Source organism: Jannaschia pagri (assembly GCF_019655435.1).
Classification (GTDB): Bacteria; Pseudomonadota; Alphaproteobacteria; order Rhodobacterales; family Rhodobacteraceae; genus Jannaschia; species Jannaschia pagri.
Map to the genome: position 1 here is coordinate 526369 of NZ_BPFH01000002.1, position 20668 is coordinate 547036.

23 protein-coding genes are annotated in these 20668 nt (G+C 64.6%); 18 read left to right on the forward strand and 5 right to left on the reverse strand.

Features of this window, described 5'->3' with window-relative positions:
• Window positions 1-57 precede the first annotated feature (57 nt).
• From proC to K5R33_RS07545, 8 genes are all read left to right on the forward strand, one after another.
• Window positions 58-849: a pyrroline-5-carboxylate reductase gene (proC, locus tag K5R33_RS07510; RefSeq protein WP_220748381.1), complete on the forward strand. Its 792-nt coding sequence runs from the start codon at window positions 58-60 to the stop codon at window positions 847-849.
• On the forward strand, window positions 846-1184 hold the full coding sequence (locus K5R33_RS07515; RefSeq protein WP_220748382.1) for a tRNA-binding protein: 339 nt from the start codon (window positions 846-848) through the stop codon (window positions 1182-1184). The genes proC and K5R33_RS07515 overlap by 4 nt, the downstream gene beginning before the upstream one ends.
• Window positions 1184-2128: a 2-hydroxyacid dehydrogenase gene (locus K5R33_RS07520; RefSeq protein ID WP_220748383.1), complete on the forward strand. Its 945-nt coding sequence runs from the start codon at window positions 1184-1186 to the stop codon at window positions 2126-2128. The genes K5R33_RS07515 and K5R33_RS07520 overlap by 1 nt, the downstream gene beginning before the upstream one ends.
• Window positions 2125-2631, forward strand: coding sequence for a methylated-DNA--[protein]-cysteine S-methyltransferase (locus tag K5R33_RS07525; protein ID WP_255588431.1), 507 nt, complete (start codon window positions 2125-2127; stop codon window positions 2629-2631). Before K5R33_RS07520 ends, K5R33_RS07525 begins: the two co-directional genes overlap by 4 nt.
• Window positions 2632-3473: 842 nt before the next feature.
• The gene (locus tag K5R33_RS07530; RefSeq protein ID WP_220748384.1) at window positions 3474-3884 is read left to right on the forward strand and encodes a VOC family protein; all 411 of its coding nucleotides are present in this window, start codon (window positions 3474-3476) and stop codon (window positions 3882-3884) included.
• Entirely contained in the window at window positions 3881-4816 is a 936-nt protein-coding gene (locus K5R33_RS07535; protein WP_220748385.1) for a 2-hydroxyacid dehydrogenase, read from the forward strand. Before K5R33_RS07530 ends, K5R33_RS07535 begins: the two co-directional genes overlap by 4 nt.
• A gap of 492 nt (window positions 4817-5308) precedes the next feature.
• Window positions 5309-6412 (forward strand): pyridoxal phosphate-dependent aminotransferase, encoded by a 1104-nt coding sequence (locus tag K5R33_RS07540; RefSeq protein WP_220748386.1) that lies wholly within the window; start codon window positions 5309-5311, stop codon window positions 6410-6412.
• A gap of 56 nt (window positions 6413-6468) precedes the next feature.
• A complete protein-coding gene (locus K5R33_RS07545) occupies window positions 6469-6708 on the forward strand; it encodes a hypothetical protein (RefSeq protein ID WP_220748387.1) in 240 nt (79 codons plus the stop codon).
• Between the two features lie 578 nt (window positions 6709-7286).
• Here K5R33_RS07545 and K5R33_RS07550 read toward each other — a convergent pair.
• Window positions 7287-8510: a pyridoxal-phosphate-dependent aminotransferase family protein gene (locus tag K5R33_RS07550; RefSeq protein WP_220748388.1), complete on the reverse strand. Its 1224-nt coding sequence runs from the start codon at window positions 8508-8510 to the stop codon at window positions 7287-7289.
• Between the two features lie 101 nt (window positions 8511-8611).
• On the opposite strand from K5R33_RS07550, the gene ygfZ reads away from it, so the two are divergent.
• Together ygfZ and K5R33_RS07560 are read left to right on the forward strand one after the other, a co-directional pair.
• Window positions 8612-9325, forward strand: coding sequence for a CAF17-like 4Fe-4S cluster assembly/insertion protein YgfZ (gene ygfZ, locus K5R33_RS07555; protein WP_220748389.1), 714 nt, complete (start codon window positions 8612-8614; stop codon window positions 9323-9325).
• Between the two features lie 42 nt (window positions 9326-9367).
• Window positions 9368-9724, forward strand: coding sequence for a DUF6525 family protein (locus K5R33_RS07560; protein WP_255588432.1), 357 nt, complete (start codon window positions 9368-9370; stop codon window positions 9722-9724).
• Window positions 9725-9765: 41 nt separating this feature from the next.
• Here the strand turns inward: K5R33_RS07560 and K5R33_RS07565 are convergent, their stop codons facing one another.
• The gene (locus K5R33_RS07565) at window positions 9766-10041 is read right to left on the reverse strand and encodes a helix-turn-helix domain-containing protein (RefSeq protein WP_220748390.1); all 276 of its coding nucleotides are present in this window, start codon (window positions 10039-10041) and stop codon (window positions 9766-9768) included.
• A gap of 113 nt (window positions 10042-10154) precedes the next feature.
• Window positions 10155-10589 carry a universal stress protein gene (locus tag K5R33_RS07570; RefSeq protein ID WP_220748391.1) on the reverse strand — a complete coding sequence of 145 codons (435 nt, stop codon included), beginning with the start codon at window positions 10587-10589 and terminating at the stop codon, window positions 10155-10157.
• A 246-nt stretch (window positions 10590-10835) separates the two neighbouring features.
• Between K5R33_RS07570 and K5R33_RS07575 the strand changes: the two genes are divergently transcribed.
• The 8 genes from K5R33_RS07575 to K5R33_RS07610 all read left to right on the forward strand — a co-directional run bounded on the left by K5R33_RS07575 (window position 10836) and on the right by K5R33_RS07610 (window position 18644).
• Window positions 10836-12647 carry a M3 family oligoendopeptidase gene (locus K5R33_RS07575; RefSeq protein ID WP_220748392.1) on the forward strand — a complete coding sequence of 604 codons (1812 nt, stop codon included), beginning with the start codon at window positions 10836-10838 and terminating at the stop codon, window positions 12645-12647.
• Between the two features lie 52 nt (window positions 12648-12699).
• Entirely contained in the window at window positions 12700-13287 is a 588-nt protein-coding gene (locus K5R33_RS07580; RefSeq protein ID WP_255576213.1) for an NUDIX domain-containing protein, read from the forward strand.
• 52 nt (window positions 13288-13339) lie between these two features.
• Window positions 13340-13930, forward strand: a complete 591-nt coding sequence (locus K5R33_RS07585; protein ID WP_220748394.1) for an NUDIX hydrolase — start codon at window positions 13340-13342, stop codon at window positions 13928-13930.
• Between the two features lie 61 nt (window positions 13931-13991).
• Window positions 13992-14708 carry an aminoacyl-tRNA hydrolase gene (pth, locus tag K5R33_RS07590; protein WP_220748395.1) on the forward strand — a complete coding sequence of 239 codons (717 nt, stop codon included), beginning with the start codon at window positions 13992-13994 and terminating at the stop codon, window positions 14706-14708.
• Window positions 14705-15739, forward strand: a complete 1035-nt coding sequence (locus K5R33_RS07595) for a DUF2332 domain-containing protein (protein WP_220748396.1) — start codon at window positions 14705-14707, stop codon at window positions 15737-15739. The genes pth and K5R33_RS07595 overlap by 4 nt, the downstream gene beginning before the upstream one ends.
• Before the next feature lie 134 nt (window positions 15740-15873).
• On the forward strand, window positions 15874-17037 hold the full coding sequence (locus K5R33_RS07600; protein ID WP_220748397.1) for a serine hydrolase domain-containing protein: 1164 nt from the start codon (window positions 15874-15876) through the stop codon (window positions 17035-17037).
• Between the two features lie 150 nt (window positions 17038-17187).
• Window positions 17188-17571: a DUF2237 family protein gene (locus K5R33_RS07605; protein WP_220748398.1), complete on the forward strand. Its 384-nt coding sequence runs from the start codon at window positions 17188-17190 to the stop codon at window positions 17569-17571.
• Between the two features lie 464 nt (window positions 17572-18035).
• On the forward strand, window positions 18036-18644 hold the full coding sequence (locus K5R33_RS07610; protein WP_220748399.1) for a GNAT family N-acetyltransferase: 609 nt from the start codon (window positions 18036-18038) through the stop codon (window positions 18642-18644).
• 39 nt (window positions 18645-18683) lie between these two features.
• Here K5R33_RS07610 and trpB read toward each other — a convergent pair whose 3' ends face one another.
• A complete protein-coding gene (gene trpB / locus K5R33_RS07615; RefSeq protein ID WP_220748400.1) occupies window positions 18684-19916 on the reverse strand; it encodes a tryptophan synthase subunit beta in 1233 nt (410 codons plus the stop codon).
• Between the two features lie 95 nt (window positions 19917-20011).
• Window positions 20012-20668, reverse strand: coding sequence for a phosphoribosylanthranilate isomerase (locus K5R33_RS07620; RefSeq protein WP_220748401.1), 657 nt, complete (start codon window positions 20666-20668; stop codon window positions 20012-20014).

The window sequence follows — 20668 nt, forward strand, 5'->3', positions numbered from 1 at the left end:
GACCGGCTTTCCGGCGCCGCGCCCATCCACTACGGTGCGCCCGCAAGGGAGGCAGTCATGGACCTAGAGACGATCAACGCAAACGGCCTCGTCCTGTTGGGATGCGGCAAGATGGGGTCTGCCATGTTGGCCGGGTGGCTGGATCGGGGCGTTGCGGCCTCGGCGGTCACGGTTCTAGACCCGGCGCCGTCAGACTGGCTGCGCGGCACCGGCGTGGCGCTGAACACCGATCTGCCACCGGCCCCCGCCGTCACCCTGATCGCCGTGAAACCCCAGATGATGACCGAGGCCCTGCCCCGTCTGCGCGCGCTGTCCGACACGCTCTTCGTAACCGTTGCGGCGGGCACCCCGATCACCGCCTATGAGACGGCCCTGGGCGACATCCGTTTGGTCCGGGCCATGCCCAACACGCCTGCCGCCGTGGGGCGTGGGATCACCGCTATCGTCGGGAACGACGCCGCCACAGCCGCCGACCTGGATTTGGCCCAGGCGCTCCTCTCGGCGGTGGGCGAGGTCGTGCGCCTGGACCACGAAGACCAGATGGACGCGGTCACGGGCCTGTCCGGCTCTGGCCCGGCCTATGTCTTCCACCTGATCGAGGCGATGGCCGCCGCCGGTGAGGCCCAGGGCCTCGCCCCCGACTTGGCCTTGCGCCTTGCCCGCGCCACGGTCGCGGGCGCAGGCGAATTGGCCATGACCGGCGAGGACCCGGCGCAACTGCGCATCAACGTCACCTCTCCCAACGGCACCACCCAGGCGGGGCTGGAGGTTTTGATGCCAGACCTGCCTGACCTCCTGGCCCGGACAGTCAAAGCCGCCACCGACCGCTCCAGGGAGTTGCGGGCATGAGCAATATCGACTTCGATGACTTCCTGAAGGTCGACATCCGCGTCGGGCGCGTCACCCGGGCCGAGCCCTACCCCGAGGCCCGCAAGCCTGCGATCAAGATGTGGATCGACTTCGGCGGTGAGATCGGGGAACGCAAGACCTCGGCCCAGGTGACCGCCCATTACGCCCCCGAAACCTTGATCGGCAAACAGGTGGTCGCAGTGGTCAACTTCCCCCCGCGCCAAATCGGCAAATTCATGTCCGAAGTCCTGGTCCTCGGCCTGCCCGACAAGGACGGAGAGGTGGTTCTACTGGCCCCGGACTCAGACGTTCCCGATGGGGGGCGGATGCACTGATGGACCGGCTCCTGATCTCCCGCGCGCTGCCCGACAGCGTGATGGATGCCGCGCGCGACCGGTTCGACGTCACCTGCCGCGACACGACCCAGCCCATGGACCTGGCCGAATGCCGTGCCGCCCTGGCGGACTACGACGTTATTCTGCCCACGCTGGGCGATGCCTTCACCTCCGAAGCCTTCACCGGTCCGATCCGCGCCAAGGGCCTCGCGAATTTCGGGGTGGGCTACAACCACATCGCCGTTGATGCGGCCCGTGCTGCCGGACTGGCAGTCACCAATACCCCTGGCGCCGTCACGGACGCGACCGCTGACATCGCACTGACCTTGATCTTGATGACCGCCCGCCGCGCCGGAGAGGGCGAGCGCCTCGTCCGCGCAGGCGAGTGGCAGGGCTGGCACCCCATCCAGATGTTGGGGATGCATGTCTCGGGCAAGACGCTGGGCGTGATCGGCATGGGCCGCATCGGACAGGCCATCGCCCACCGCTGCCACCACGGGTTCGGGATGGAGGTGGTGTTCCACAACCGCTCGACCAAGGACATTGCAGGCGCGCGGCAACTGCCCTCCGTGGCCGAGGTCTGTGCCGCCGCCGATATGGTCGTGGTCGCCGTGCCCGCCACGCCGGAAACGGTCCACATCATCGACGCCCAGGCCCTGGCCGCCATGCAGCCCCACGCCATCCTGGTGAACATCGCGCGCGGCGACGTGGTGGATGAGACGGCGTTGATTGCGGCGCTGCAAGCCCGTCAGATCGGCGGCGCGGGCCTCGACGTCTACGAGCAGGAACCCCACGTCCCCGAGGCCCTGCGCGCGCTCGACACCGTCACCCTGCTGCCGCACCTGGGCACGGCAGCCCTGGAGGTGCGGGAGGATATGGGCCGCATGGCCCTTGCCAATGTGGTGGCCATCGCCGAGCGGCGCGAGCCTCCGAATCCGGTGTGACGCCGACGGTCTTCGCCCGGATGGACGGCCCGTACGGCCCACTGCTGATCGCAGGGACCGAGGCCGGGCTGACGCACATACGCCTCCCAACAGAAGGCACAGCGCAAGCCCCCGATGCAGACTGGATCAAAGACCCCCACCGCCTCCAGGCGGCCTGCGCCCAACTGACGGGCTATCTGCGGGGCGAGCGCCGCACCTTCGATCTGAGGCTCGCGCCGGATGGGTCCGCGTTTCAACGCCGCGTCTGGCAGGCACTCACGCAGATCCCTTTCGGGACGACCACAAGCTACGGCGCCATCGCCCGGGCCATCGGAGCCCCCAAAGCCACCCGCGCGGTCGGCATGGCCAATGGTCAGAACCCGCTGCCCATCGTCATCCCCTGCCACCGCGTCATCGCAGCGGATGGTGGGATCGGCGGCTTCAGCGGCGGCCTTGCCACCAAACGCGCGCTCCTCCGGATCGAGGGACATGCGCTTGGGGCCGAACAGCCCAAACTGCTGTGACGCAGATCGCAAAGACGAGCCGAACGAAGCTACTCCGCGTGCGGCCCCATGAAGTCATCGCGATCGAAGCAGGGCCTTGGGGCAGGCCTCATTCACTGGACAAGTCGAAGGTGCCAGCGCCACGACGGTCACAGCCCGAGATGCGTCGCCCGTTCTGGTGTGCAGCGAACATCGACCCGACCTTGTGACGCTGCTCATACAGGGATTTGCAGTTTGACCGGATGCTCCAGTCCTTATCTGAACAGAAAGGTCGGGCGTGATGTCCCACGCGAAAAGCGCCGCTGTGGACGCTCAAGTCTGCGATCAGACTACCGACCTTGAGTATCGCCGAATAGGCTTTCCCCACACCTTTACGGTCGCTCGTCTGGTCTCCTGTGCGCGGGGAGGTCATGGCGCGCCCACTACAAAAGGGACCATCCTCCTTTGCGCCGACTGTCGGCTGTCCGGCACACTTTGAAGCGCGCCCACGGCCACAGGCCGTTTCGGGACCACACGAATGATGACCCTCACGACCCGACGGCCCTCGACGCGGGGAAACGGCGGGACAAGGATTGATGCTGCATTGGGCCACGGTGAAACAGAACAGATATGGGCAGATCCTCCTGCTCGGCCTGAACCACGCGTTAAGCCCAAGCGGAGCCCCTAGGACGCATAGAGCCTGACCCTGAACACCAAACGCACAGCCCGTCGTCCTGGGCATCGGATAGCCAGTCTCTACCCAACGCGGTGACAAACACCCGCTGACCGGTGCCCCCCAAAGCACAGCACAGGCATTGATCCGTGATCCCAACCATCACCGATCCCCATTTCCCAAGCGCGCCCGCCCGGGCTAGACCCGGCCCATGAGCATCTTTCACCTCGCCTTCAACATCCGCGATCTGGATGAGGCCCGCACCTTCTACGGCGACCTGCTCGGCTGCACCGAAGGGCGCAGCACCGACACCTGGGTCGATTTCAACTTCTTCGGCCACCAGATCAGCCTCCACCTGGGCCCCGCCTTCGATCACCGTTCAACCGGCAAGGTTGGGGATCACATGGTGCCCATGCCCCATTTCGGCGCCCTGCTGCCCATGGAGGAGTGGCGCGCCCTGGCCGACAGGCTCTCGGCTTCGGGACAGGTGTTCGTCATCGCCCCGTCCCTCCGGTTCGAGGGGCAGCCGGGCGAGCAAGCCACCATGTTCTTCCTCGATCCCTCGGGCAATCCCATCGAGATCAAGGGGATGCGCGATCTCTCACAGGCCTTTGCCACATGACCACACGCATTCTTTTCGCTGCTCGCCCCGAACGCTGGGACGACTACCGGGACCTGCTGCCCGCCGCGCTCGACGCCGCCGGGATCGCCCACACCATTGACCTGTTCGAGGCGCCCCATGACCCGGCTCAGATCGACTATGTGATCTACGCGCCGAACGCCGCGCTCCAGGATTTCACGCCCTACACGGGCCTGAAGGCGGTGCTGAACCTCTGGGCCGGCGTCGAAGAGATCGAAGGCAACCGCACCCTAACCGCGCCCCTAACCCGTATGGTCGACCCCAGCCTGACCCAGGGCATGGTCGAATGGGTGACGGGCCATGTGCTCCGCCACCATCTTGGCATGGACGCCCATATTCATGGCGCCCCCTGGGACAACACCCCGCCGCCCTTGGCCAGCGACCGTCCGGTCACCATTCTAGGCCTGGGCACATTGGGCAGCGCAGCCGCACGCGCGCTCACGGCGCTTGGGTTTCCTGTCACGGGCTGGTCACGCAGTGCCAAGGACATCCCCGGCGTCCGCTCCCTCACCGGTGAGGAGGGCCTGCGCAAAGCCCTGTCTGAGGGCCAGATCACCGTGCTACTGACACCACACACCCGCACCACCGAGAACCTGTTGAACGCAGATCGCCTGTCCCTCATGCCCAAGGGCGCGGTCCTTCTGAACCCTGGCCGCGGCGCGCTTGTGGACGATGACGCTCTTCTGGCCGCGCTCGACGGTCACCTGGGCCACGCGACGCTGGACGCCTTCCGCGTTGAACCTCTGCCCGAGGACCACCCCTACTGGCACCACCCGAACGTGACAGTCACCCCGCACATCGCCTCCGCCACCCGCGCCCCGACGGCGGTCCATACCCTGGCAGAGATCATCCGCTGCGCCGAAGCAGGCGCGCCCCTGCCCCATCTCGTGGACCGAACGGAAGCCCTGACCTGAGGCGTGGCAACCGGCCCCGCCACCCGAATGTGTGGTCATCGCGAAGGTGAGGCCCAAACTTGCGCAGCGATATACCCTGCACGCTGGGCCGAGGAACCAACCGCTGCGTAGTCTCCAAAACCGCTACGGAAAGCGCCCACGCTCCACACTGCTGACCGCCAGAACCGAGCACCTCCCCCACAGGTGCCCAACGTAGCCCTAGGTCGCCCCCTAACCGACCCATCGTAACCCAACCCCGCTTAAGTCCAGACCCCCACCCTCTGCCCCCCTGGCGAAAGCAACACCGCCAAGCCCGCCTGCCTCGAAAGAAACCAAACCCCAAGCCCCCCAAACCAATCCAAACAATTTATCTAAAACTTCGCCCTTCTTCTCGGCCCAAATACCTCCGGGGGGGCGCCAAAGGCGCGGGGGCGGCGCCCCCTCCGCCCTCGACAGCCGCACCCCCGCGCGTGTAGCACGCCCCGGCCCCCTTCCCGACCCAGAGACACCTCCATGTCCCACCGCCTGACGCCATTGGCCCAAAGCCTGCCCGCTACCGTCCCTTTCGTTGGCCCGGAGGCGCAGGAACGCCAGCGCGGTGCCCCATTCGCCGCCCGCCTCGGCGCCAACGAAAGCGTCTTCGGCCCCTCTCCCCTGGCCATCGCCGCCATGGAGGCCGCTGCCCGCGACGCTTGGATGTACGGCGACCCCGAAGGCTTCGACCTCCGCGCAGACCTGGCCCAGCACCACGGCGTCGCCATGGCGAACATCGTGCTGGGCGAAGGCATTGACGGGTTGCTTGGCTCTCTCGTGCGATTGCTTGTCGCGCCGGGCGACGCGGTCGTCACATCCGCTGGGGCCTATCCGACTTTCAACTACCATGTGACCGGGTACGGCGGCACACTCCATACCGTCCCCTACTCAGGCGATGCCGAAGACCCAGATGCTCTTCTGGCCAAGGCACGCCAGACCGGCGCGAAGGTGATCTACCTCGCCAATCCCGACAACCCCATGGGCAGCCACCACACCGGCGCGACGATCACGGACATGCTCGACCGCCTGCCCACGGGCTGCCTGCTGTGTCTGGACGAGGCCTATGCCGACCTGGCGCCCCCCTCGGCCATCCCGCCCATCTCCCCGGATGACCCCCGGGTGATCCGTATGCGCACGTTCTCCAAGGCCCATGGCTTGGCGGGCCTGCGCGTGGGGTATGCCATCGGTCACCCCGACCTGATCGCGGCCTTCGACCGTGTGCGCAATCACTTTGGCGTCGGGCGGATCGCCCAGGCAGGGGCCCGCGCCGCCCTGACCGATCGCGACTGGCTGTCTCAGGTCGTCAACCTGGTTGACGAATCGCGCAAAGCCATCCGCGATATCGCCGAGGCAAACGGCCTCCGCCCCCTGCCCTCCGCGACCAACTTCGTCACAGTGGACTGCGGACAAGACGGGGCCTTTGCGCGCAAGGTCCTGGCCGCCCTGATCGACGACGGCATTTTCGTGCGGATGCCCGGCGTCGCCCCCCTGGATCGGTGCATTCGGATCGGTTGCGGCACGGACGCTGACATGGCCCGCTTGCGCGGGGCTTTGCCGCAGGCGCTCGCACGGGCGTTATCTTAACTTTGCAGGGACAATTCCCGCGCTAAGGTGATGGGGAGCAACAACGGAGCCAGCCCATGCGCGATGACAAGTTCGGCCAAGTCGAGGATTACACCGAAGCTTTCCTCTGGATGGCCTATCTGGTCCTGGTGTCCGGGCTGGTCATGATCTGGGGTCTCTGGGGCTATCCCATGGCGCTGATTGTGTGCGCCTGCCTGCATTACGGCATCAAACGCTTGGGCTTGCACCGCGCCCGCGTCGAAGCCGATTGGGATGCCCGCGTGGCAGCCGCTTTGGACCGCGCTCGACGCAAATAGAGCGAGTTGACACTGGCGCCGCACCCTGCCCAGTCGCCCCGTCCCCCAGACCCAGCACGCTTAAGCCGAGCTTCTCTCACGGGAGGAACCGCCCCAGGCGAGACATTGACGTCCCGCCCTTCATCCTGGTCTCGCCTCAACCCCTTAAAACGGCGTCCCCGGCCCCATCGAACACCTGCCCGGTCCCACGGCAGCTAGGCGCTACGTCCCCCAAGAGGCCTATCAAAGTACGAACACTTTGACTTAAATTCTTTTCTTCTCGGCAAAAATACTCCGGGGGGCGCCGCAGGCGCGGGGGCAGAGCCCCCTCCGACCCCAGTCACGGATCCCGCGCAGTTCAAACGCCAGCAGACACCGACGAGCGACCCGCAGGTCAGTCGTGCCATTCACCCTCTGAGAAAACGACAGAAAAGACTTCCGCGCACTTTGCGTGACAGGCAAAGGCCAGTCAGACAGCATTCGCTCAAGCACCCTAGCCAAATGGAGCATCGCCCCATCCAAAATCAAGCCACGTCGTCAGGCCAAACAACGGGCCTTCGATAGCCGCACACCCCTGACCAAACCGTGTCTTGCGCCCCTTAGACCTTCCCCGCAAGGACCTGAGCTGCCGCAGCCAAGCCACCTCGACCATGGGGAATATCCAAGGCCGCCAAAGCCGCTTCGATGCCGCCCAGGGTGCCCATCATCGTGTGCCCGCTGACGTGACCCATGTGGCCCACGCGGAAAAAGCCATCCCATTCGAGCGTACCCAGCGGGGCCATCCCGATGCCAATCCCCAGCGTCAGACCAAAGGAGTCGCTGCACCAATTCCGCAGGGCCGTCCCCCGCTCTGGCAAGCGGACGGCGGTCACGGCATGACTGCGGTGGGCCCGATCCCGAACGTTTAGCTCCAACCCGCCGGGCGCTTCCCACTGGTCACACGCAGCCCAAAGCGCCTCAGCCAGAAGGCCATGCCGGGCCCAGGCGGCCTCCACCCCCTCTTCGTGGACCAGCATGTCCAACGCCTCGCGCAGACCATAGAGATGATGCGTCGGCCCGGTCCCGTAGAAATACTTGAAGTAGATGTCCGGCTTGGTCCGAGGTCGCCAATCCCAATAGCCGGTAACGCAGTCGGCCCGCTCCCGCGCGCGGTCGGCCTTGTCGTTATAGAAGACGAAACTCACCCCCGCTGGCGTCATCAGCCCCTTTTGGCACCCGGCAATAGCCACATCGACACCCCAGGCATCCATCTCGAAGACATCGCACCCCATGGAGGCCATGCAATCCGCCATCAGCAGCGCCGGGTGTCCGGCGGCGTCCATCTCGGCCCGGATGGCCGCGATATCCGTTAACACGGACGACGAGGTATCCACCTGCACCACGAGGACCGAGGTGATTTCGTGGGCCGTATCGTCGCGCAACCGCTGCCCGATGGCCGCGGGATCCATGGCGACGCGGTTGCCGAAATCCAACGTCTCGACCCGCAGACCCAGGCCCCGGGCCATCTCGGCCCACCCATCGGCAAAGGTGCCCGTGCGCGGCACCAACACCAGGTCGCCCCGGGCGTGGGTGTTGGCCAAGGAGGCCTCCCACACCGCATGGCCATTCCCAATGTAGATCGTGGCATTGTGGTCCGTCCGCGCCACCGCCTTCAGATCCGGGATCAGCGAGTGGGTTAGATCCACCAACTCACCCTCATAAATGTTCGGCGAGGGCCGATGCATGGCGCGCAGAACCCGATCCGGCATGATCGACGGCCCTGGGATCGACAGAACATGGGGGCCGTTGGCCAAGCAGGCGGGGGCCGGGGTCGCGTCGCGCATGGTCTGCTCCTGTCGATTGGGGACCTTTGGGAGGTAGCCCTGCCAAAGACGCCGGTCAATCTGGGCTTGGCATGGCATCACACATCCTTATGTGAGGGGACATGACACGCACCGTCCTCCGCATCTCCGGCGCCGATCGCGCGACGTTCCTCGATGGCTTGCTGACAGCCAATGTTCCCGCCCATGGCCTGGGCTATGCGGCGCTGCTGACGCCGCAGGGCAAGTATTTGGCTGACTTCCTGACCTGGCAGGACGCTGAGGCAACATATCTGGATGTGGCCACCGACTTGGCACAGGCGACCGCCCAACGGCTGACCATGTATCGGCTCCGCGCCAAGGTCGACATCGCGGACGCGAGGCTGACGGTCGGGCGGGGCTTGGGCGAGCCGCCCGCGGGAGCGTTGGCCGACCCACGCCCCGGCATGGGCTGGCGCCACTACGGCGGATCCGGCGATGGCGGCGTCGATTGGGATGCGGTGCGCGTGGACAACCTGATCCCCGAAACGGGCCGCGAATTGATCCACGGAGAAAGCTACATCCTGGAAATGGGATTCGAGCGGCTTGGCGGCGTGGATTTCAAGAAGGGCTGCTACGTCGGCCAAGAAATCGTCGCGCGGATGCACCATAAAACCACCCTGCGAAAGGGCCTTGCCCGGGTTGCTGGCCCCGTCACCGAAGGGGCGGAGATCACGTCGGGGGGCAAACCCGCCGGTGTGATCCACACCTGCGCCGGGGACCGCGCGCTCGCCTACCTCCGCTTTGACCGGGCGGAGGGTATGGAAACACCCCAAGGCCCCCTGACCCGCGACGCCTGACAAAACGGCTTCCGTTGCGGCATATGTCGGTTGCGCCCCAGAATGCCGATATATTATAACATCGCACGCACCGGCAACGTGATTGGGCCGGGCATGGCGAAAGGTCGGGACATGGCGCGCAACCTTGGTACAACGTCCCTGCGGCGCAAACAGCGCGGCGGGAACCTCATGTCCGACTATGATCGGCTGCCGCCCCATTTGCGGACCTGGGTCGCCTCGGCTGTGCTGCCTTGGGGCGTCAAGTCAGTCTGTACCGCCTATGACCGGGCGCTCACCCGGACCGGAGACCGCGATCTGGCCCTGGCGGAATTGGACGCCATGCAACGGCGCCTGATCGCCAAAGACGCCACGCGAGTCTGGGGACAGACCCACCCAGAGGCCAATACGGCCACACCGTAACGGCCACCCAAAGCGACCAAAGACCCCGCGCAGGCGGCGCCCTAACCGCAGCAACCGCTCGTGCAGGTTGAGACGGGGGCCTCGGTCAGATCCGCATCCGTCAACGGCACGTCCCCGGTCAGGGCCTGAACCGGGACCTGCAAGGCATCAGAGAGGCGCAGGGCCAGCGCCTCGGGCAAGACAGGCATCTGACCGGTCTCGATGCGCGTCACTTGACGCTCAGTCACGCCGACCAGCTTCGACAGCTTCGGGCGCCCGATCTTGCGCGCCTTGCGGATTGTTTTGACCCGCTCGGCAAGGACATTTGTCTCGGTCATGGCACGCCTCCTGTTCTGGACGGCACGCCATACCATTTGGGGGGCGTGCCGATGGGACCGAAAGGCCCCTGTCGTGCCCTAAACCCGTTCTGTCACGATCTCCAGCCCGGCGGTTATTTTACGGTCAAGACCGCACAGGGCGCATCATGGGCAATGCGTTGGGACGTGCTGCCGAGAACCAGCCCCTGCACGGAGCTCATCCCGCGCCGCCCCGTCACGATCAGGTCGGAGCCCGTCTCATCGGCCAAGCCGCAGACCTCGGCCGACGGGCGACCGTAGCGCACCGTCTCGCTGGCCGGTTCCAACCCGGCGGCCCGCACCTGCGTTGCCGCGGCTGCCATCACGTCGGCACCAGCCGCCTGAATCGCCTCCTGCGTCGGAGCGATCTCGATGGCGCCAGAGCCGACGGCCAAACCAGTGGATGAAACCTCGGGCGCGTGGATCAGATGTAACTGCCCATGGTATTGCTGTGCCAAATCGCAGGCCACCGACAGAGCATGGCGGGCATGGTCCGACCCATCGACGGCAACGGTGATATTCTTGAACATATCGGGTCCTCCTGTCTGTCCGCTGATCTTGCCATGCCGTCTGGGGCGATGCCTTGACCGGGATCAAAGTGAGATTTCGATGCACCAAGATGACATCCGTATCGAGGTTTGGTGCGAATTTTGGGGATGACACAGATCCGACCGGGATCACCCGCCCGTCACCCATCGGATCGCCGCACCAAACGATTTGCCCCCGGCCACCGGGATGCCTAGCTATGGTCCGACACCAGACACGAGGCCCCACCGATGACCCTTCTTCGCGACGCCAATGCCACCGCCGGGGGAGAGCCCCTGGGAAACCTGCCCGAATGGAACCTGGACGATCTCTACACCGCCGAGGATGCGCCGGAGCTGCTGCGGGATCTGGAGTGGCTGGAGGGCGAATGCGCCGCCTATGCGGCTGATTACGAAGGAAAACTGGCGGATCTGAGCGCAAGCGAGATGCTGCGCGCGATCGAGCGGAACGAAAAGATCGACGAGATCGCGGGCCGCATCATGTCCTTTGCGGGCCTGCGCTATTACCAGCAAACGACCAATGGTGAGCGGGCGAAGTTCATGTCCGACATGCAGGACAAGATCACGACGATCACCACGCCACTCGTGTTTTTCGGACTGGAATTCAATAGGATACCGGACGAAACCTATGAGGCCGCCATGGGCGCAAATGCGGATCTGGCGCGCTACCGGCCCGCGCTTGACCGGATGCGGGCGATGAAGCCCTACCAACTGTCTGACGAGCTTGAGAAATACCTGCATGACACCTCGGTCGTCGGCGCCTCGGCCTGGAACAAATTGTTCGACGAAACCATCGCCGGTCTGACCTTTGACGTGGATGGCGAAACCCTCGGAATCGAGGCGACCCTCAACCTGCTCACCGACCAGGATCGCGCCAAGCGCGAAGCGAGCGCCCGCGCGCTGGCGGATGTTTTTGGTAAGAATATCAGAACCTTCTCGCGAGTACACAACACCCTCGCCAAGGAGAAGGAAATCGGGGACCGCTGGCGCGGACTGCCCTCCCCGCAAGCCAGCCGCCACCTGGCGAACCATGTGGAGCCGGAGGTGGTGGAGGCCCTGCGCAACGCCGTGGTCGCCGCCTACCCGCGCCTAAGTCACAGATATTACAAGCTGAAAGCCAAGTGGCTGGGTCTCGACACCCTGCAGGTCTGGGACCGCAACGCCCCCCTTCCCATGGAGGACACGCGCCTTGTGGGCTGGGACGAAGCGCGCAGCACGGTTATGGATGCCTACGCCGGTTTCTCGCCCGAGATGGCCAAGATCGCGGAGCCGTTCTTTGACAAGGGTTGGATCGATGCGGAGGTGAAACCCGGCAAGGCCCCCGGCGCCTTTGCCCACCCAACCGTGACCACGGTGCATCCCTACGTGATGCTCAACTACTTGGGAAAACCCCGCGATGTCATGACATTAGCCCATGAATTGGGCCACGGCGTGCACCAAGTTCTCGCTGCCGGACAGGGGGAGATGCTCTCCTCGACGCCCCTGACCCTGGCGGAGACCGCGTCCGTCTTCGGCGAGATGCTGACCTTCCGCGCCATGCTGGAGGCTGCCACCGACGACGCGCAGCGCAAAGTCCTTCTGGCGGGCAAGGTTGAGGACATGATCAACACGGTCGTGCGCCAGATCGCCTTCTACGATTTCGAGTGCAAGCTGCATGCCGCACGCCGCGACGGAGAACTCACACCCGAGGATATCGACGCCCTGTGGATGTCGGTGCAAGCGGAAAGCCTGGGCCCGGTGTTCGAGTTCATGGACGGCTACGAGCACTTCTGGGCCTATATCCCGCATTTCGTCCATTCGCCGTTCTACGTCTATGCCTATGCCTTCGGGGACGGGTTGGTGAACGCGCTCTACGCGGCCTATGAGGATCAGCCGGAGGGCTTCCAAGACAAGTATTTCGACATGCTGCGGGCGGGTGGCTCCAAGCACCACAAAGAGCTGCTGGCGCCCTTCGGGCTGGATGCCTCGGACCCCGCGTTTTGGGACAAGGGGTTGAGCATGATCGAAGGGTTCATCGATCAGCTTGAAGCCATGGAGGACTAGGCCCCTAAGTCCTTGGTAGGAAACCCCTTGTCCCCACACCTGGGTGCCGCTCGTGTCTGATACGTTTCGTTCGATCGCCGCTGATGTCCTATCGGACAATTGGGGCACCCTGACCCGCCATCGCTTTTCCCTGCGGCGGCGGGACGGCACCTGGGACGACCAAACGCGAGAGGTCTATGACCGGGGGCATGGCGCGGCCTGCTTGTTGCACGATACGCAGGCCGACACGCTTTTGCTGACCCGGCAGTTCCGTTTGCCGATGCAGGTGAGCGGTCAAGATCCCTATCTGATCGAAGTCCCTGCGGGCCTGTTGGATGGCGCCGCCCCGGCAGACAGGATGCGCGCTGAATTGATGGAAGAAACGGGCTATACCGTTGGCCCGTTGGAACATGTGACCGACCTCATCACATCGCCCGGCTCCGTGACGGAATACCTAGCGTGCTTTGTCGGAACCTATCGCCGGGACAACCAGGTCGGCGCGGGCGGAGGCGATGCCACCGAGGGGGAGGATATCGAGGTCATCCACATGCCATTCGACGACGCGCTGGCCCAGGTCCGCGATGGCCGCATCCGTGACGCGAAAACGGTCGTCCTGATACAGGAGCTGGCCCTTCGGCGGTTGATCGCCCCGGCGGATTGACAGGCAGGCCCATCACCGGCAACGCGTTGGGCGCAGCGACCGAGGATAGCCCATGTCTGACACCGTCCGCCCCATATCGACCGATGTTCTGTCTGAGGACTATGGCATCCTAACGCGCCACCGGTTCGCCCTGCGCCGCCGGGACGGCACATGGTCCGAGCAGACGCGCGAGGTCTACGACCGCGGCAACGGAGCCTGCTGTCTGCTGTATGATCCCGACGCGGGAACGGTGCTGCTGACCCGTCAGTTTCGCCTGCCGGTCCATCTGATCGGCGCCGATCCGATGTTTATCGAAGTGCCGGCCGGTGTTCTTGACGGTGCGGGCGCGACGGAGCGGATGCATGCGGAACTTCTGGAAGAGACGGGCTACGCAGCGGAGTCGTTGACCCACGTCACGGACCTGATCGCGGCGCCCGCCTCCGCGCTGGCCTATAACGCGTGCTTTACCGGGACGTACCGCAAAGACGCGCCCATCGGCCGCGGCGGTGGCCTGGAGGCGGAAGGCGAGGACATCGAAGTGCTCCATATCCCGCTGGCCGAAGCCCTGCGCATGATCAGCGATGGCCGCATCCGCGACGGCAAGACCGTGTTTCTGATCCAGCACACGGCCCTCCGCGAAGCAGGTCTGCTGCCAGCGGATTAGGCCGGCCACTCGCCATTGCCGCGTCGCGGCGTTAGTCTGTCCCCGGACAGGAGGGCGCGTGATGCAGCTTTGGGTCGGCCTGGGTAATCCCGGCACAAAATACGCGGGCAACCGTCACAACATCGGCTTCATGGCCTTGGACCGCATTGCCGACGACCACGGCGGTGGCCCCTGGCGGAGCAAATTCCAGGGCCAGCTGAGCGAAGTCCGTTTCGGCAGCACCAAGGTCTGGTTGCTGAAGCCCTCGACCTTCATGAACCTCAGCGGCCAATCCGTGGGCGAGGCCATGCGTTTTCACAAACTATCCCCGGGTGCGGTCACCGTGTTCCATGATGAATTGGATCTGGCCCCTGGACGCCTAAAGGTCAAACACGGTGGCGGCCACGCGGGCCACAACGGCCTCCGGTCCATCCATCAGCACCTGGGGCCGGACTACGGGCGCGTCCGGTTGGGTGTTGGGCACCCTGGCCATAAGGACCGGGTATCGGGGTATGTCCTGTCGGATTTTGCCAAGGCCGAGGGGCCTATGCTGGACGATCTGCTGCGTGGGCTGTCAGACGGCGCACCGCATCTGGCGGCGGGGGACAGTGGGCGGTTCATGAACGCGGTGGCCCAACGCACGGCCCCGCCCCGATCATCGAAGGCCTCCGCGCCAGACCACCCTGCCCCACCGGCGGCGGACCGCGCCCCAAAGACAGACACGACAAAGACGGACACGACCCAGACACCCGAGGAGACGCTCTCGCCCCTCCAACGCTTGGCGGCCAAGTTCCGATGACTGCCGCGCCGTTAACCGCCGCGTTCCACCGCCAGGGGCGCGCCTGCGAGGACCTGGGCTCCCCGTTCATGGGACAGTTGATGGGGATGCTGGGCGACCGGCTCACGCCAGATGACGGGGCAATCGCCGCCCGCCTGTTTGCCTGGGAGGGCGACGTCTCGCCCGCTGGGGCCAGTCTGCCCCTGCGGTTGGCGGGCGGTCTCCATGCGCTTGTTTTACAGGGTCACGCGGAGCTCCGCGCGGTCTATCCGCCCAACCAAGTCTCGGATGACAGGTTGTGGCAAGCGGTCCGGGAGGCTCTGGACACGGATTACACCTTCCTGGACGACTGGCTGGCAAGCGCGCCGCAAACGAATGAGCTACGGCGGTCCATCGCGCTGCGCGCCGTTGGCCAATGGCTTCACCACCGGTTCGGCTATCCGTTGGACATGATGGAGCTTGGCGCGTCAGCAGGGCTGAACCTGAACTGGGACCGGTTCGGCTTGACCCTGCCCGGGCACCGGTATGGTCCCGATGACGCGCCCTTTGACCTGACGCCAGATTGGGACGGGCCGATGCCCCCAGAGGGCACGCCGGTGGTCTCCGCTCGGCACGGCGTCGATCTGCGCCCCCTGCATCCGGCGCGCGATGGCCTGCGGCTGCGCGCGTACCTTTGGCCAGATCAACCGGATCGCCTGGCCCGGATGGACGCGGCCCTGGCCTTGGCCCCGAACCCAGTGGACGCAGGTGACGCGGGGGATTGGATCACGGCGCGTCTGCAACGTCCCACCGTACCAGGCACATGTCGGTTGATCTATCACACTGTGGCTTGGCAATATTTCCCCCCCGATACGGACAAGACCGCGCGGATGGCCATCGAGGCCGCGGGCGCGGCAGCGACGGACGAGACGCCCCTGGCATGGTTCGCCATGGAGACGGACCATACGCCACCGGGGGCACGGCTCACCCTGCGGCTATGGCCCGGCGATCTGACACTGGATGCCGGACGGGTCGATTTCCACGGGCGCTGGATGCAGTGGCGCCTGGAGTAGACCTGCGTCTCGGCCAGACATTCAGGCCCCTATCGTCCCGCCATCTTGAGCCCAGGATGCCCATTTAACCCTACGGCTGTCTGGACGGACCCGTTGTGACGTGGTTGGGTGCGAAAAACACACAAGAGGCAGAGATGGCGGTTTGGGGCAAGCGACTAGGGGTCGGCTTATTGGCCTTGCTTGCCTTGGCCGCAGGTGTGGTGGGCGTCTACCGTCAGGAACTGCAGCGCCTATGGACGGTCCACACGCTGTTTGACCAGGACAAGATCGTCTCGAACTTCAGCAATATGGGCGACGCCTTCCTGACGGCGCCCGTGATCGCCAAGGAGGGGGCAACGCTGCCCGAAGGTCCATCCATCCCGCTTCCCGACGGGGCCGACGACTGGATCGACGCCCGCCGCATCACCGGATTGGTCGTGCTTCACGATGGGAAAATCACCCATGAAAGCTACCACCAAGGGACGGATGCCAACGATATGCGCATCAGTTGGTCGGTGGCGAAATCGGCGCTGTCCCTTCTGACGGGGCAAATCGTGGCCGAAGGCAAGCTGTCCTTGGATGACCTCGTCGTCTTGCACGCGCCCGATTTGGCCGGATCGGCCTATGACGGCGTGACGGTGCAAGACGTTCTCCAAATGGAAAGCGGCGTAGAGTTTGATGAGAACTACGCGGACCCCGACAGCGACATCAATCGCATGGGCCGCGTGATCGCCTTGGGCGGTGGGTTGGATGACTTCACCGCAGCCCTGACCGCGCGAGACAGGGAGCCGGGGGCCGCCTGGAAATACGTGTCCATGGATACCCACGTTCTGGGCATGGTGCTGCGCGGCGTCACCGGTCAGCGCATCGCCGACTTAATGGCCGACCGCCTTATGGGCCCGGCGGGCATGGGGCCAGTCACCTATTTGACCGATGGCGAGGGCGTGGCCTTTGTCCTGGGTGGGTTGAACATGCGCACACGGGACTACGCGCGGTTGGGGCTTTTGGTGGAGCAAGGCGGCATCATGGAAGGTCGTCAGATCGTCCCCGAAGCCTGGGTCGACGCCAGCATCACGCCCTCGGCCAAAACCGCGCCGGGTCGGATCAAATATGGCTATCAGTGGTGGGTGCCCGCCGACGCCGCCCTAGGCGAAGTCATGGGGCGCGGTGTCTATGGTCAGTACCTTTATATCGACCGTGGACGGCAGACAGTGATTGCCGTCAACGCCGCCGATCGGGCGTTCAGTGGGCCTGGCATAACCGCGTCCATGGTGGCGATGTTCCGCGCCATCGCGGCGCGGCAGCAACCTGCGGGCTAGGCTTCCCTTCTGCTTGGATGCTCTAGGGGTTTCGGCCGATGGGGTTGGGCAGCCGCCCAAGGGGCCAAGCAGAAACGCGAAAACAAGGGGGTGTCGGCCCTGGTATTTTAGGCCGCGCAGCCTAGCCTTTGGCACATAGGAGGACTGCCAATGACCACCCCCGCCGGAAGCTTTAAGGCCTTGAATGTAGACGGCGCGCCGTTGGAAAGCTGTTCCACGGAGCCGATGACCGGCTTTTTCCGCGATGGGTGCTGTAACACCGGCCCGATGGATACAGGGCAACATACTGTCTGCGCCGTTATGACGGCTGAATTCCTAGCGCACTCAAAGTACTTGGGCAACGATCTCAGCACGCCTCGGCCAGAGTTTCGCTTTCCGGGCCTGAAACCAGGGGACCGCTGGTGCCTCTGTGCGGCACGGTTCCTGCAAGCCCATGAGGAAGGCGTCGCGCCGCAAGTCCATTTCGCGGCGACCCATCAGCGTGCCCTGGATGTTGTCCCGCGAGACGTGCTCGACCTGTACCGGGTGGACTGAGGCGTCCCCTGTTTGGTTCTTGCTTTGGTATCGGGGTCAGAGACTGGCGCTGAGGCAAGCACGGCTGACCTGTTTCCAAGGAAGAAAACCTCTGAGGTCGGGCGTTGCGAAAGGGGCGCGCCGATCTGACACTGAGGGCGAACTGTGGCGAGACAGACAGAGGCCGGGGGAAGCACCAACGACCTGCGAACGGTGACGATGCCCTCTGCGGACCCAAAGAGTTGAGGGTACCCGCTGGAGGGACTCGGCTCGCGGCCCAAAGTGAACCATCGGCGCGAAACCGAGGTCATATGCAGCATAGCTGAGACCAACTCCCTGCACAGGACACTAAGCAAACCCTGCATGGGCCGGCATCCTAAGAGTGCCCACTTACCGACTGCTCATGTGGAGAGGTCTAACCATCCTTGCAGGTTCCTCAGAATTGGCCGAAGCAATCCCAAGGTGCCGCGCAGGAGGATGTCCACGTGTTGAAATCTGGTTTTCATCCCATCGCATCGGGCCACGTGGCGGCGGTTGTGACCCATCTGCACATGCCCCGCCCGACCCTGGCGCCCCCGCCCCCTGACGTCCCGCTTCGGCAAATGCGCGCTCCGGATGTGGACTGGTACCGGGATCTGTTCACACGCGTCGGCGCGTTGGACTGGCTCTGGTTCTCGCGCCTGAAATTGGATGACAGCGCCTTGAGGGAGATCCTGACGGACGAAAGGGTGGAAATCCGTGTCCTGGAAAGGGACGGACAGGCCGAAGGGCTGGTTGAACTGGATTTTCGCACCGGCGGCACTTGCGAATTGGCCTTCTTTGGCCTGACGGAAGCGGTCCAGGGCCGAGGGCTCGGGCGGGCCATGATGCGCGCTGCGCTTCACCATGGATTTGCCCGCGATGTCCCGGAGATCACGGTGCACACCTGCACCTTCGACAGCCCGATCGCCCTCCCGTTTTACATGCGCTCGGGCTTCGTAGCGACGCGTCAGGAAATCGAGGTCGTGCCTGACCCGAGGGCCGATGGCACCCTACCCCAGACAGCCGCCCCACACGTCCCATATATGCCAGAGCGTGGGGGCATCGCCGGTTGACCGGCGATGGACCTGCGGGTGACCGCAGGTCTGCCCACTTTATAGGACGTCGCCCATCTCCCAGCCAAGGGCACGGGCTGCGGTAAAGATGTCTTTGTCGCCCCGTCCGCACATGTTCATGCAGATGATATGATCCTTGGGCAGGTCTGGCGCGATCTTCATGACATGGGCCAGGGCGTGGGAAGGCTCTAGGGCTGGGATGATGCCCTCCATCTCGCAGCAGAGTTGGAACGCCTCCAAGGCTTCCACGTCAGTGATCGAGACATATTGCGCCCGTCCGATATCATGCAGCCACGAATGCTCCGGCCCAATGCCGGGATAGTCGAGGCCGGCGCTGATGGAATGCCCTTCCAAGATCTGCCCGTCCTCGTCTTGCAGCAGGTACGTCCGGTTGCCGTGAAGCACGCCTGGACGACCGCCGGTGAGCGAGGCGCAATGCTCCATCCGGTCATTCACGCCCTTACCACCCGCTTCGACGCCAATGATGGCCACGTCGTTGTCGTCCAGGAACGGATAAAACAGGCCCATGGCGTTCGAACCACCACCGATGGCGGCGATAATCGTGTCGGGCAAACGCCCTTCGGCGGCTTGCATCTGTTCCTTGGCTTCCTTGCCAATGATGGCTTGGAAATCGCGGACCATGGCCGGATAGGGATGCGGGCCAGCCACCGTCCCGATGCAATAGAACGTCTCGTCCACGTTGGTGACCCAATCGCGCAACGCGTCGTTCATCGCGTCTTTCAGGGTTCCTCGGCCCGAGGTCACTGGAACCACCTCGGCGCCCAGCAGCTTCATGCGGAACACGTTCGGGCTTTGACGTTCCACGTCGTGGGCGCCCATGTAGACCACGCACTTCAAACCGAACTTGGCGCAGACCGTGGCCGTTGCAACGCCGTGCTGCCCCGCCCCGGTCTCGGCGATGATCCGGGTCTTCCCCATCCGTCGCGCCAGAATGATCTGACCCAGCACGTTATTGATCTTATGGGCGCCAGTGTGGTTGAGCTCATCCCGCTTGAGATAGATCTTTGCGCCGCCCAAACGCTCGGTCAGACGCTCCGCAAAGTACAAAGGCGATGGACGACCGACGTAGTGGGTCCAGAGATCGTGCATCTCGGCCCAAAAGCTGTCGTCGGTCTTGGCATGCTCGTACTGCCGCTCCAACTCCAGGATCAGCGGCATCAGCGTTTCAGAGACGAAGCGCCCTCCGAAATCGCCAAAGCGCCCGTTTTCATCCGGACCGGTCGTGAAGCTATTCAGCAAGTCGTCGGGCATCTGTCTGACCTTTGGTGTGGACGGTGCTCCTGCCTAGCTTGTCGTTGCGAGACGGACAAGCGGGCCAGGCCCGCGAAACCTGGTCGCACCGACGATCAGGCCGCCGCGCAGAAGGCGGCGATCTTGGCCGCGTCCTTGACGCCCTTGACCACCTCCAGGCTGGAGGAGGCATCCACTTGGCGCGCACCCGTTTGGGCGATGGCTTGGGCGAGATTCTCGGGCGTGAGACCGCCAGAGAGCATCCACGGCCCCTTCCATTCACGATCCGCGATCAAGGTCCAATCGAAGCCGACGCCATTGCCACCGGGTCGGTCGCTGCCTGCGGGCGGCTTGGCATCGACCAGGACTTGATCCGCAACGCCATCGAACTGGTCCAATTGAGCAAGGTCTTCGGCCGTTCGGATGCCCACCGCCTTCATGACTGGCAAGCCGGACCGAGCGCGCACCTCGGCCAGACGCTCGGGCGTTTCGCTGCCGTGAAGCTGGATCATATCCAGCGGCACTTGGTCCAAAACGTGATCGAGCGTCTCGTCGTCAGGGTTCACGAGCAAAGCAACCTTGGCCAACCCCACCGGCGCCGCCATGGCGAGCGTCCGCGCCAAGTCGATATCCACGTGCCGCGGCGATTTCGGGAAGAATACAAGGCCCATATAGGCCGCACCAGCCTTGGCCGTGGCGTCAACATCAGCAAGGGTCCGCAGACCGCAGATCTTGACCCGCACCCCGCCGCCGGGCCGATTGACACGCAGCAT